General features: G+C 52.2%; 10 protein-coding genes. 8 read left to right on the top strand and 2 right to left on the bottom strand.

The genetic code is table 11. The features are described 5' to 3' along the window. The first annotated feature begins 29 nt into the window (after positions 1 to 29). The 4 genes from Pla144_RS13640 (at position 30) to Pla144_RS13625 (ending at position 4492) form a co-directional block, all read left to right on the top strand. Positions 30 to 1658 carry a DUF6798 domain-containing protein gene (locus Pla144_RS13640; protein ID WP_146451246.1) on the top strand — a complete coding sequence of 543 codons (1629 nt, stop codon included), beginning with the start codon at positions 30 to 32 and terminating at the stop codon, positions 1656 to 1658. Further along, positions 1655 to 2332 carry an HAD family hydrolase gene (locus Pla144_RS13635; RefSeq protein ID WP_146451245.1) on the top strand — a complete coding sequence of 226 codons (678 nt, stop codon included), beginning with the start codon at positions 1655 to 1657 and terminating at the stop codon, positions 2330 to 2332. Before Pla144_RS13640 ends, Pla144_RS13635 begins: the two co-directional genes overlap by 4 nt. An 87-nt stretch (positions 2333 to 2419) precedes the next feature. Next, positions 2420 to 3547: an NAD-dependent dihydropyrimidine dehydrogenase subunit PreA gene (preA, locus tag Pla144_RS13630; RefSeq protein WP_146451244.1), complete on the top strand. Its 1128-nt coding sequence runs from the start codon at positions 2420 to 2422 to the stop codon at positions 3545 to 3547. Between the two features lie 21 nt (positions 3548 to 3568). After that, the gene (locus Pla144_RS13625) at positions 3569 to 4492 is read left to right on the top strand and encodes a class I SAM-dependent methyltransferase (RefSeq protein ID WP_146451243.1); all 924 of its coding nucleotides are present in this window, start codon (positions 3569 to 3571) and stop codon (positions 4490 to 4492) included. Positions 4493 to 4495: 3 nt separating this feature from the next. Here Pla144_RS13625 and hydA read toward each other — a convergent pair whose 3' ends face one another. Next, positions 4496 to 5872: a dihydropyrimidinase gene (gene hydA / locus Pla144_RS13620; RefSeq protein WP_146451242.1), complete on the bottom strand. Its 1377-nt coding sequence runs from the start codon at positions 5870 to 5872 to the stop codon at positions 4496 to 4498. Positions 5873 to 6149: 277 nt separating this feature from the next. Here hydA and Pla144_RS13615 point away from each other — a divergent pair, with 277 nt between their 5' ends. The 4 genes from Pla144_RS13615 (at position 6150) to Pla144_RS13600 (ending at position 11287) form a co-directional block, all read left to right on the top strand. After that, the gene (locus Pla144_RS13615) at positions 6150 to 7580 is read left to right on the top strand and encodes an HD-GYP domain-containing protein (RefSeq protein ID WP_146451241.1); all 1431 of its coding nucleotides are present in this window, start codon (positions 6150 to 6152) and stop codon (positions 7578 to 7580) included. Between the two features lie 87 nt (positions 7581 to 7667). Further along, positions 7668 to 8357 carry a phosphohydrolase gene (locus tag Pla144_RS13610; RefSeq protein ID WP_146451240.1) on the top strand — a complete coding sequence of 230 codons (690 nt, stop codon included), beginning with the start codon at positions 7668 to 7670 and terminating at the stop codon, positions 8355 to 8357. A 108-nt stretch (positions 8358 to 8465) separates the two neighbouring features. Continuing rightward, complete coding sequence (locus Pla144_RS13605) at positions 8466 to 9977, top strand: PQQ-dependent sugar dehydrogenase (protein ID WP_146451239.1); 1512 nt, start codon at positions 8466 to 8468, stop codon at positions 9975 to 9977. Between the two features lie 362 nt (positions 9978 to 10339). Beyond that, positions 10340 to 11287: an MBL fold metallo-hydrolase gene (locus Pla144_RS13600; protein ID WP_231936388.1), complete on the top strand. Its 948-nt coding sequence runs from the start codon at positions 10340 to 10342 to the stop codon at positions 11285 to 11287. Positions 11288 to 11454: 167 nt separating this feature from the next. Here the strand turns inward: Pla144_RS13600 and Pla144_RS13595 are convergent, their stop codons facing one another. Then, the gene (locus Pla144_RS13595) at positions 11455 to 12843 is read right to left on the bottom strand and encodes a uracil-xanthine permease family protein (protein ID WP_146451237.1); all 1389 of its coding nucleotides are present in this window, start codon (positions 12841 to 12843) and stop codon (positions 11455 to 11457) included. Positions 12844 to 12888 lie beyond the last annotated feature (45 nt).

The raw sequence follows: 12888 nt of genomic DNA, 5'->3' as shown, positions 1-12888 counted from the left end.
ATCCGCTAATTGCTCCTTAACCTGTGGGGATGGCACGAAACAGAGACAATTCGGCTCCCTATGAAACGGCCACTGCGCGGTTGTTAGAGATTGCGCTGATCTTGCTGGTCTTCTTTGTCGAAGGTGGGGCTCCAGTCCCGCATAATAATGAGGCCCACTATCTTGCGAAGGCCAAACATTATTGGAATCCCGATTGGTGTGCGGGGGACCTTTTTCTGGAGTCGGCTGATCCGCATTTGTTCTTCTACTGGACCGTGGGGTTGTTGACGAAGTGGTTCAGCTTGCCAACGGTTGCATGGTTGGGACGGATTGTGGCCTGGATGAGTTTGGCTTGGGCTTGGCAACGATTGAGCTGGCAGATAGTGCCAGTGAAGTATCTATCGGTGGTCACGGCAATGCTGCTGGTGACACTCATTGCGTGGGGAAACTTTGCCGGGGAGTGGGTTGTCGGTGGTGTCGAAGGCAAATGCTTTGCCTACGTGTTCGTCTTCTGGGGACTCGCGGAACTCGCACGAGGGAATTGGCGACAAGTCTGGCCACTTTTAGGCATTGCCTCAGCGTGGCATGTCTTAGTGGGGGGCTGGTCCGTGCTTGCCGCGCTGGCAGTCTGGGGAATTGAGGACAAAGAATCTCGACCATCATTCTACGCAATGCTTCCCACTTTGATACTCGGCGGGTTATTGGCGCTCCCTGGCGTTATCCCGGGGCTGATGTTGTCCATCGATGTACCGGATAATGTAAAAGCCGAAGCCAATCAGATTTATGTTTTCGAGCGGCTACCGCATCATTTGGCTCCGCTGACCTTGCCCGTAGCAGAATTACTCTTGCGCACGTGGCGTTTCGGTCTCTTGTTGGCAATGTTTCTGTGGTTGTGGCGTGCCTGCGGTCGCTTGCCATCTCGGTCCTTACTGCAACTCGTACGAGTGCAAAGATTTGCCGGAGCATGTGTCGTCTTTGGAGCACTGGGGCTTGCCTGGGAGGTGGCTACCTGGAATCACTTTGCCCTTTCTGCCAGTCTGCTGAAATTCTATTGGTTTCGCATGGCGGATATTGCCGTGCCATTGGCGATTTCACTTTCTGCTGCGTGGTTATTTAGTATGGTTGCTCACAGACGATCTCATGCGGTGGTGCTTGCGGGAATCTTTGCGATAGTCGTCCCTGCCGCCCTACTATTGAATTTGTCTATCAACCGAGGGCTAGACAATACTGCTCCGAGTGATTCCAAACTCTCGGATCGATTTGCCTGGCAGGAGGCTTGTGGTTGGGCAAAAGAGAATACTCCCAAGGACACACTGTTTCTCATCCCTCGACACGGACAATCCTTCAAATGCTACGCTGGTCGACCGGACTATTTCAATTGGAAAGATGTTCCTCAAGACCCTGCATCGATTGTCGAGTGGTTTCGTCGCAACCGAGAGATCTACTCGCACACGAATGAATGGGGAAAGCAAGTCTCATACCGATCATTGGGCGAATTGGGTACGGACAGAATACGAGAAATTGCCTCGCAACATGGGATCGATTTCATAATTGCCAATGAGTATCCTCCTCTAGGTTTACCAGTGGTCTTTGAGAATGACTGGTTTAAGATTTACCGATCTACGACCAAAGGTTCATCTCCACCTCCAGAAGAAGCCGGGAGTATCACAACGCAATGACCGACTTTCCCTTGTCTGCCACACCTCTTCGCGGAGTCGTGTTCGATCTCGATGGCCTGATGTTCGACACGGAAGTACTCTACCAAGAAGTAGGGAGTACCGTGCTGGCACGTCGCGGTTGCGAGTTTACTGACGAACTTCTCAATCAGATGATGGGACGCCAGTCGGCCAAAGCATTGCAGATCATGATTGACTACCATGAACTCGACACCACGGTGCCAGAGCTTGCGAGTGAATCCATGGAAGTGATGCGAAAACTATTGGAAACTCGCTTGACCCCAATGCCTGGTCTAATACCGCTGCTTGACGCTTTGGAGGCGGCTGATCTGCCTATGGCAATCGCCACCAGTAGCACTCGCGATTTCCTGGACCACGTGCTGGAGCTTTCCGATCTGACAGATCGATTTCGCTTTACTCTATCAGGAGACGACATCGAGCATGGAAAGCCAGCCCCTGATGTTTATCTGCTGGCTGCGCAGAAGCTTGGGTTTCCACCTCAGGAGGTCCTTGTGCTGGAAGATAGCCAGTTGGGATGCCAGGCTGCAGTTGCAGCAGGCAACTACGCAGTGGCGGTCCCCAGTGGTCATTCACATACACACCAATTCCCTGGTGCCAAGTTCATCGCCGATTCCTTGTTGGATAGCCGCATCTATCGTGCATTGAATATTGCATAATTTCTGTCAGCGAGTGATCGTGATTGACGCTACCTACAAGATGCGACAAACTATGAGTAGCCCCTATTCACTCGCGGAGGAATTCCGATGCCTACTCTAGCAACAACCGTTAATGGCCTAAAACTTCCCAATCCCTTTGTGATTGGCTCAGGCCCTCCAGGCACCAACGGAAATGTTATTGGGAAGGCATTTGAAGAAGGTTGGGGAGCCGTCATTTGCAAGACGATCAGCCTCGACGCCACCAAAGTGGTCAATGTCCAGCCCCGTTATGCGCGCCTCCGTGCAAGAGACTCGAAAGAGATCATCGGCTGGGAGAATATCGAGCTAATTAGCGACCGAAGCTTCGACATCTGGGCTGAGGAACTCAAGGCCGTCAAGGACAATTATCCTGATCGAATTCTGATCGCATCAATCATGGAGGAGTTCAATAAAGACGCATGGGTCGAAATCGTCGAACGTTGCCAAGACTTGGGTGTTGATGCGTTTGAACTGAATTTCTCTTGCCCTCATGGACTTCCAGAACGCAAGATGGGATCCGCCATGGGCGAAAATCCAGACATCCTGGGGGAAGTTTCCGGTTGGGTGAATGCCGTGGCCAAGGTCCCTGTGTGGGCCAAGATGACCCCTAATGTTACGCATATTGAAGATCCCACTCGGGCGGCATTCAAAGCAGGATGTGAGGGTGTGAGTGCAATCAACACGATTCGAAGCGTGTTGGGCGTCGACCTGGAAACCCTGCGTCCTGAGCCCCAAGTAGAAGGGTATACCACTCCGGGTGGATACTCTTGCCGCGCTGTGATGCCAATTGCACTAAGGATGTGCATGGAAATTGCCCAAGTAATCCGCAACGAATATCCAGACCGGACCCTCAGTGGCATTGGCGGCGTAGAAACAGGTAACGATGCTGCCCAGTTCATCTTGCTGGGGGCAGACACCGTGCAAGTCTGTACCGGGGTGATGAAGTTTGGTTATGGCATCGTTAAAGAGATGTGCGACGAACTGCTGGCTTTCATGGAGAAGCATAAGTTTGAGTGCATAGAAGATTTCAAAGGGCATAGCGTACAGTATTTCACTACGCATGCCGATCTTGTAAAACGTCAAGCGGCTACCCGCGCTGCTGCCAAGGCTGAGCATGACAAGCGGATGATTCGCGACGATGCCCAGTGGTCTGGCGATGACTTTGTCGATCAATCGGATGCCTTAGCACGAGGTTAGAAAAAGAGGATTGCCGACTACATGGAGGTTGCTTCGATTCCCGATCTGTCGCTTGCCGAGTGTTTGCAAGTCGCCGCCAAGCAATTTGACACTCAGGCGATTGCAAATCGCAAAATCGACTCCTCCAGTGTACTTGATTACTACAAGCAAAGTGATCGGGGATATCGGTTGTTCCATTCTCGCGAGGGAGCCATGCACGTGGCCCTCAATTGCGATGAGGAGTTCTCCACAAGCGGCTATCTAGGGCAAGTATCTCTGATCGCCGAGAAGTTGCCTCAAGAAGGCAACATCCTCGAAGTGGGTTGTGGAACGGGATTCAACCTCCGCAATATGGCCAGCCGTTTGCCTGATTGTCAGTTAACCGGCGTCGATCTCTCGGTCGAGCACGTTGAAGGTGCGGTCAAAGAGGCGTCAAAATATGCAAACGTCAGATTTGAGCAGGGTGATTTTCATCAGCTACGTTTTGATGATGCGGCATTTGACGCCGTCTTTGCAATCGAGTGCCTCTGCCAGGGAACGGATTGGCAGGGAGCTCTTGCCGAAATCCAGCGGGTCTTGCGCCCCGGTGGGAAGCTCATTGTCATCGATTGTTTTCGCGACGCTCCGCTCGAAACCTACGACACCAATTTGCAGTTGGCAGCGCGACTAGTAGAAAAAACCATGGCTGTTGAAGAATTTGCAGTGTGCGATGATTGGCTCCAGCAAGCACAGGAAGAAGACTTATCCCTGATTGAACTGCAGGATCTTTCGTCTAATATAAGCCACAACCTGGCCCGCTTTTACAGTCTCTCTCGCCGATTCTTCAAGATGCCTATGGCAGCACGGGCCTTCTTAAAGGCTTTTCCACAGCGGCTATTGGAAAATTCGATCTCGGGTCTCTTGATGCCATTCACCGTGGGCGGTGGCGTACATCGTTACTATATGCTAACCCTTGAAAAACGGTGATGGCTAGAAATGCGATGGCTCGCGCGTCATAAGCTGTCCATGGCCTAACTCACCGACGAATTTACTGCCTTGCACCTGAACCTTCCCCCGCACGGTGACAACTTCCGGTCTCCCTTCGATTTTCCAACCTTCGAAGGCGTTGTAATCGACGGCCATTTCTTGAGTGGCCACAGTAAGCGTTCCCCGATAGTCGGGGTCGTAGATCACCAAATCTGCGTCACTGCCTACTTGAATGGTCCCCTTGCGTGGGTAGAGCCCAAAAATTCGCGCCGCTTGGGTGCTTGCAGCGTCGACGAATGTATTCAGATCAATGCGTCCTCGACAGACGCCGTGGGTGTACAGGATATTCACTCTATCTTCAACGGAGGGTATGCCATTGGGTATCTTAGTGAAATCACCTCTGCCCATCTCCTTTTGTCCGACAAAATCAAATGGGGCGTGGTCGGTACCCACCGTGCTGATAAGTCGTGATCTCAACGCTGCCCACAGTGCATCCTGATGACTGGCATCACGCAAAGGTGGCGACATCACGTATTTGGCGCCTTCAAACTCAGGCTTCTCTGTATATGACTTGTCGAGCACAAAATGTGGAATCACTGATTCGACCCACGCATGGACCCCGCGCAGGTGGGCCTCTTGAACGGCTTTCAACGCTTCGCGACACGAGGTGTGTACGCAGTAGACATGAGCACCCGTCATCTCGGCAAAGGTCATCAAATGATGAACCCCTTCGGCCTCAACTTGCGGAGGTCGGGACTCATTTTGCCACTCAGGACCGGTCTTCTCTTCGCTGAGTAAACGGGCTTGTAACTCAGCGACGAGCGTTTCATTTTCACAATGCGCTGTGACGATGACCCCTAGTTCCTTCGCCAACTTGAGCGTGTTAAACAATTCCTGATCGTTGATGCCAAACGCCCCCTTGTAGGCCAGAAAAATCTTGAATGAAGCAATCCCTCGCCTGACGATTTCACGGAGTTGGCCTGCGGTCTCGTCATCGAATCTTGAAACTCCTATATGGAAGGAGTAGTCACAGGCACTTAGCTCGGCGCGCGAAAGCCAAAGTTCGTAGCTCTCCAAGGGATCGTCGCTGCGTGCGGGGCAGCACATTTCGATCAATGTCGTAGTTCCTCCCACGAGAGCCGCCCTGCTTGCCGTCTCGTATGTATCCTTGGCATACGTACCCATGAATGGAAGGTAAATATGGACGTGAGGATCAATGAAGCCAGGGAAGACATATTTCCCTGCTGCATCGATAACCTCATCGGCTTTTGCATCAAGATGGGGCGCAATTTTCGAGATAACTTCCCCTTCACAGAGGATGTCTCCCACAAAGTCATCTGACGCTGTGACAATCCGACCATTTTTGATGAGCAAGGACATGTGCAACCTACCGAATCGAGGAAAATCGAAATTCATTCCATGAGCGTCACAATTGGCCAATTGTGACGCTCTAGAGGGTCGGGTCAAGTCGTATTTGGGGAATGTGCCTGTTGGGAGAGCGATCGATTGAAATAGCCTTCATTGAGTAAATTTCATCAAGAATTGGAGTTATTCAACGAGCTATTCTTACTCTGATTCCCCCCTACTTAATTGCTTCATAGGAGAGGGAATTCCTAGCCTCAGTGATTTACCGCATCTCAGAATTTGAACGACCTCTATGACCCTGCATCCGATCAGAATCCGATATTTCCTCTTGGCATTATTAGTCTCCGCCCAGGCAGGGTGCCTCTTGTTTGGTGTCGCATGGGTAACCGGCTGGTTGTGGGAATCCTATGACCACATTGTCCACGACTATGTATCCGCTGCAGGACAATTGCAGGCGCACGAACTTGCGCTCGAAGTCAGGGAACTGCATGTCACGACAGCCGAACCTGGCACTGAGGATTGGCAGAAGCTGCAGATATTGTGTGAAAACGCAAACATCTCACACGATGGTATCCTCTGCTTTATGCGTCGCGACAACGGTGCCATGCTATGCCATCCCGACCTCAAGAACGACCCAGGGCTACTTCGATTGTTCCCTGGAAAGTGCCTCTTGATGAACGATGGCACAAATGGACCGATCATTCATTTGGCACATGAGGCAGAGTTCCAACGAGTTCCAATCGTCAACGGCAAGGTCGATCTGGAAGGAAAAATATATACCTTTACAGGTTTGAGTCTTCCCAGCATCAATGCCATCTTGGGTGTATACCATTCCGACATCGCCATCGCTTCGTTTGTTGCTGCGACGGTTCGGCCCGTTATGCAAATCGGTTATATCTTGGCTGCTTTCGTGGTCGGGGCTACAGCAATGATAGCCGCCTTTTTGCTCAAACGCTACGAAGCGGGATTGGATGCTGTAAACAAACGAATCGAAACGCAAGTAGCAGAGAGGACCCAGTCCTTAATTTGCACACGTAATGCGCTCACGTTCGGCCTGGCAAGACTTGCTGAGTTCCGCAACTACGATACCAATAAACACTTGGAGCGTATCCGCTCTTATGTTTTGATTTTGGCCAGCGAAATGTCACGGACGAATCATAGAATCACACCTAGTTTTGTAGCGGATGTGGCAACCGCTTCCTTGCTACACGACATTGGGAAGGTCGGCATTCCGGATGCCATTCTCCTCAAGCCCGATCGCATTACTCCAAGTGAACGTGAAGCAATCGAAATGCATGCCGCACTCGGCAAAGAATGCCTGGCATCGATCCGCAAGCAATTCGCCAATGATGACTTTTTGAAGGTTGCCGAACAGATCGCAGCGACGCACCACGAACACTGGGACGGGAGTGGTTATCCCCAAGGCCTGCAAGGGAAAGCGATCCCGCTGGAGGGGCGAATAGTGGCCGTAGCTGATGTTTACGACGCCCTTAAGACCGATCAGCCCTACAAGGAGGCACTTACGCATGAATCCGCCCGAGAGTGGATCGTCACTAGCTACGCTCAGCAATTCGATCCCGCGGTGGTCGAGGCATTTGTCGCCCGTGAGGAAGATTTCCGCCGCATTAGTCTGGGTAAACGAGACACTCAGCCGTGGAAAAAAGCCAAAACTGATACACTCACTTGCACTTTCGATAGTGCCGCGTTGGCCGGTACAAGATAGAATGCTTTACTCATTCTTGCGTCCCATTCCAGATCGTCGAATCCTCGATGCTCGCCATTTCGACCACTAGCTGACACTAGCGTACCAGTGAAGCACTCGAAAGCACGCCGCCAGATCGCCTGGGAAGCCGCCAGGCTCATTCGCGAGCAACCGGAGTTGCGCCATTCGGATGCGCGGCGTTCGGCTGCCGAGCGACTCTTCCCCGAGGGGATTCGTCAAATCGATATTCCTTCTGATTCAGAAGTCGGCCAGCAGATACGTTCGTTAGCCCGCGCCGATCAACTTGTGGAATGGAATCGTCGCTTTACAGCTTATGCCGAACTGCTGCACCCTCTTGCCGAGATCAAGCAAAGCCCGCATACCCATCCGGAAGGAGATGCTCTCTACCACAGCCTGCAGGTATTCGTGCTAGTTCGCGAAGAAATTCCTTACGATGAAGAACTGTTAACTGCGGCACTGTTGCATGATGTGGGAAAGGCTTTCGATCGCAAACAACCGCATGCTGCTACCCTGAAGGCACTTGAAGGCATCGTCACCGAACGAACTCTCTGGTTTATTGAGAACCTCCCGATTGCGCATTCACTTATGAACGGTTCACTCGGAGTCCGAGCACGGCGAAGGCTTGAGGCGGCTGAGGATTTCGACGAATTAACTTGTCTGGCAAGGTGCGATTTGGCAGGGCGACAAATTGGCATCTTAGTTTCGGAAGTCGAAGATGCCTTAGAAATGCTGCGAGAACTGGCCGTCTCGCACGATGATTTGGCTGATTCAGAATAGCTCGCTAGCTTACGATTATTGCTTGGTTTTCTTGCATTCAGCTCGCTCATTTGGGATACTTGCACTCGGGACAGAAGTATCGCACTACCGGAACAAGCGAGGCGAATCATGGCACGGAGATCTGGCTACAAATACGCATCTTTCAGCGGCACTCTAACAACCTCAGCTTTTCTGCTGGCCTTCGGGTTTTTGGGAGTGGCATATTCGTTTGGTGCTGCCGTGGGTTTGCATCGGGTGGTTAATGGCTTAAATCAGCCCGTGTTTGCCACGTTTGCTCCAGGGGATAAAGAGCGTCTGTTCGTCTTGGAAAGAACTGGAACTATCAAGATTGTAAACTTGTCGACTGAAACAATTATCTCGACTCCGTTCCTGTCGGTTCCAGACACGGATAGCAGCAGTAGTGAAGAGGGCCTGCTCGGCCTGGCCTTCCATCCGGACTACGCAACGAATGGCAAGTTCTACATCAACGTGACAGTCGACGATGATGGTGGAACGGCGGCTACGCGGACACACATTCGGGAGTATACAGTCTCAGAGAATCCGGAAGTTGCCAATGCGGGAGCAACAGAACTACTCGCCTTTAATCAACCCCAATCAAACCACAATGGGGGTTGGATTGGTTTCAGTCCCAATGACGGATATCTTTACATCATGACGGGCGACGGAGGTAACGGAAACGATACTGGCACTGGCCACACGGCCGGCATCGGCAACTCTCAAGACATCACTTCCAACTTGCTTGGAAAAGCACTGAGGATCGATGTCGATGGTACTAACGGCACGGGAGGCAATTATGGCATTCCTGCTTCGAATCCTTTTGTCGGTGTTACAGGGGATGATGAAATCTGGGCTTATGGACTTCGAAATCCCTATCGGGCAAGTTTTGACCGACAAACGGGGGACCTCTGGATCGGGGATGTCGGGCAAGGCTCTCGTGAGGAGATCGATTTCCAACCAGCCTCCGACACCGGAGGAAGGAACTACGGCTGGCGAGTTCGCGAAGGATTCATTCAAAACCCAGCCTATCCGAATGATCCTACTCCCGCTGGGGCAGTTGACCCAGAGTACGACTATCCTCGCGGTGGAGGGGCCGCGGTGACTGGCGGCTATGTCTATCGTGGTCCTGATCCGGAATTGCAAGGACAGTATTTTTTTGGCGATTCTCAGCAGAATTTTATTCGCACATTCGATCCCTTGAATCCTATTGGGACCGCAACCAACATCCATGGTTCGCTGCCTCCTGATGCCGGTACACTCAATGCGCCTGTCTCTTTCGCCGAAGATTTTTATGGAAATCTTTACGTCTTAGATTACACGGGAGAAATATTTCGTTTTGTCACCGATGCCGTTGTGCCCGGTGATTTTGACGGGAATGGAATTGTAGACGGAGACGATCTTGCAAAATGGGAAGCGAGTTACAGTATCAATGCCAACGCCGACGCGGATGATGACGGCGATTCCGATGGCCGTGACTTCCTCATCTGGCAGCGTAATCTGGGCAAAACAGCTCAGGATCCTCCAGAACCATTGACCAGTTCACCGCTTAATATCCCTGAGCCATCGACGCTGGCTCTGAGTGTCGCAAGCATGTTAAGTCTTTGGGGAACTCGCCGCAGATAAACTTTCCGCTAATTCTCTGCAGCCAAGACAGTGGGCGGGACAGTTGTAGAGTGGAGGTTGGCGTACAAATACTAAGGTGGATTATTACGTCCCTAAAAATAGTTTTCCTTTTCTCCTTCGGTGATCTGCGCTGAGGGCGAAAGGACTGCACTTCTGATTTCTCCCGGATTTTGGTTGCATTTGCAGAGTGGCCCCTCTACAATGTCTTTCGATCCTGCTTGGAAACTACCCGTTGCGATTGGTGGTTTTGCATTTACCCTACCTGCTTCTCGTCGTTTATGCGTCGCGTCATCTATCGCCGCTGTTGTTTAAACTTTGATTTTCTGAAACACACCAGCCAAGACCCGGAGAAAGCCCAAGTGATGAAGATTCCCCCCCTATTTCACTTTGAATTGAAAGCGCTTTCTGCGCGATTGACCCTTCTCTCCGCGATGGCCAGTCTTCTCGTCGTGCTGGTTGCTCCTGTTCACGCAGACATGCAGGTGACGTTCATGGGCAACAACGGGGTACTGCTTTCGGCTGGCGGAAAGAAGGTCCTCGTCGACGCACTGCAGCTACACAACAACTCATTTTGGACGCGTCTGTCGTCGCCCGATTTGCAGGACTTGGTCCGTGGCATCGCGCCGTTCGATAATATTGCCTATGCCCTGGCCACGCACAATCATCCCGACCATTACGCTCGCGGTGCCGTGGGAACTTTTCTGGCGAATAACCCGGATGCCAAGTTCTTGGGTCCACCCCAAGTATTGTCCTCGCTGGGTCCGCATTCGCAGGCGCTCAATATCGCCCCTGCCTTCCAAACTGAGTCGATCCAATTTGGCGAGCCCGGCATCGAGATCGAAGTTTTTCACATGGAGCATTTCGATCAATTTGGCAACGATTTTTCGGGAGTCCAGGACTTCACTTACCTCATAACGATGGGCGGATTGTCGCTCTTGCATCTGGGTGACGTGGATTACATCAACGAGAATTTCGAAAACTTCGACTTTCCCAGTCGCCAGATTGACGCGGTGGTGCTCCCTACGTTTAACACACTGCTCACCGAGGCCAACAAGCAAGTAATCCTCAATCAAATCAACCCTCGGCACATCATTGCCGCGCATTTGCGTGCCGGTTCGCTGCCCCAAGAGGAGGCGAACGTCAGGGCCCTCTATCCTTATGCCACCATTTTTACTCAAGCGCTCGACTCGATCACACTCAAGCCAGTCCCCGAGCCGAACACGCTTATCTTGTGCGCGGCTGCGAGCTTCCTGCTCGCAAGCGGGAAAAGAGGGCGGCATATTTTTGCCTCGGCTACACACCCTCGTTAAATGCAGCTTTTTTCTCTTCGGCCTCCTCACGACGATCCGCCCACTCGTGACGTTTGCGATTTTGCCTCTGCTGCTAATGTCGATATTGCGTAACAACCAAACAGCATCGAGAGTGGCCGTTCTGCGAGTGAGGGGATACTTGCTCTTCGCCACATTGCAGCAACGTGTCATTCCCGGCGATCTGTAAGACCGCGGCTTGCTGTTTCCTTGGGATCACCCGGCAGTAGCAGGGTTGCCACGATTGCGATGACACCACTGGTGGTAATTGGTGACTCGAAGACGTTGCCCAGTGAAGTGGGAAGTGGTTTGAGTACTTCGGGCACCATGGCCACGCCTAGCCCACATCCTATCGAGAGCGCGACAACGAAAATCTGTTTGCGACTGAATGGCTGCGACGCCAGGATGCGAATCCCCGCCACGGCGATCGAGCCGAACAGGACGAGTGTCGCTCCGCCCAGCACCGGCCTGGGTATCAATTGCAATGCGCTGCCCAGTACCGGGAACAACCCCAGCGTGATCAAGATGACTGCGATGTAACCCGCAAGGTGGCGGCTGGCGATGCCGGTCACTTGGATCACTCCATTATTTTGCGAAAACGTGGTGTTGGGAAACGTATTCAGAAGTGCAGCCAAGCCGGAGTTAATTCCGTCGCCCAGCACACCCCCTTTGATTCTCGACAGATAGATGTCGCCCGCGACAGGCTCGCCGGAGATCACGGAGTTTGCTGTCAGGTCACCCGTCGTCTCTATGGTAGTGATCACATAGACGAGCATGATCGGCACGAAGTAGACCCAATCAAAATCGAGCCCGTATTTCAATGGTTGCGGGACTGCTGTCCAGGCATCGCTGCTGAGTCTTGCGAAATCGACCATCCCCAATGACCAGCTAACTGCGAAACCAATGCCGACTCCCGCCATCACTCCCATGATACGCAACCAAAAATTTGTCAGAACGCTCAACCAGACAATCACGGCCACGACCAAGAAACCCACTGCCAGGTTTGTCAGGCCGCTCGCTGAAGATGATTCCTCGCTGCCGATCAGGTCAGTGAAAGAAATCTTAATCAGCGATAAGCCAATCACCGTAATCACGCTACCAGTCACCGCCGGCGTGATGATCCGCGTCAACGACGTAATGAACTGGCTGATGCCAATCTCCACCAGACAACCAGCAAGGCAGAGTCCAAAGATGAGCGCGAGTATCTGTTCCGATGTGTGGCCCGTTGTTTTGTAGGCCATGCCGGCAGCAATAATAGGCCCTACGAACGAAAAACTTGTCCCTTGTAAGCTAAGCAACCCTGATCCTACGGGCCCAATTCGGTGCGACTGAATGAAGGTACCGATTCCGGAAACGATCAGCGACATGCTTATCAAATGCGGGATTTCATCTCCCAGGCCGAGTGCCTTGCCAATCACCAAAGTTGGCATCACGATCGCCACGACGCTTGCCAGCACGTGCTGGATCGCACCCACGAGACTGGCGGCGAAATCGGGCCGGTCTTCCAAGTCATAGAGAAGGCCCGTGGCGTCTTTAGGCAATCGAGTTGGTTGCGACATGGGGCGTACTCATTCCCTTTGTTGCAGCATTGGAAAGCTTCACCA

The organism is Bythopirellula polymerisocia, from assembly GCF_007860015.1.
Taxonomy (GTDB): Bacteria; Planctomycetota; Planctomycetia; order Pirellulales; family Lacipirellulaceae; genus Bythopirellula; species Bythopirellula polymerisocia.
This window is presented reverse-complemented; position numbering and strand designations above follow the sequence as displayed.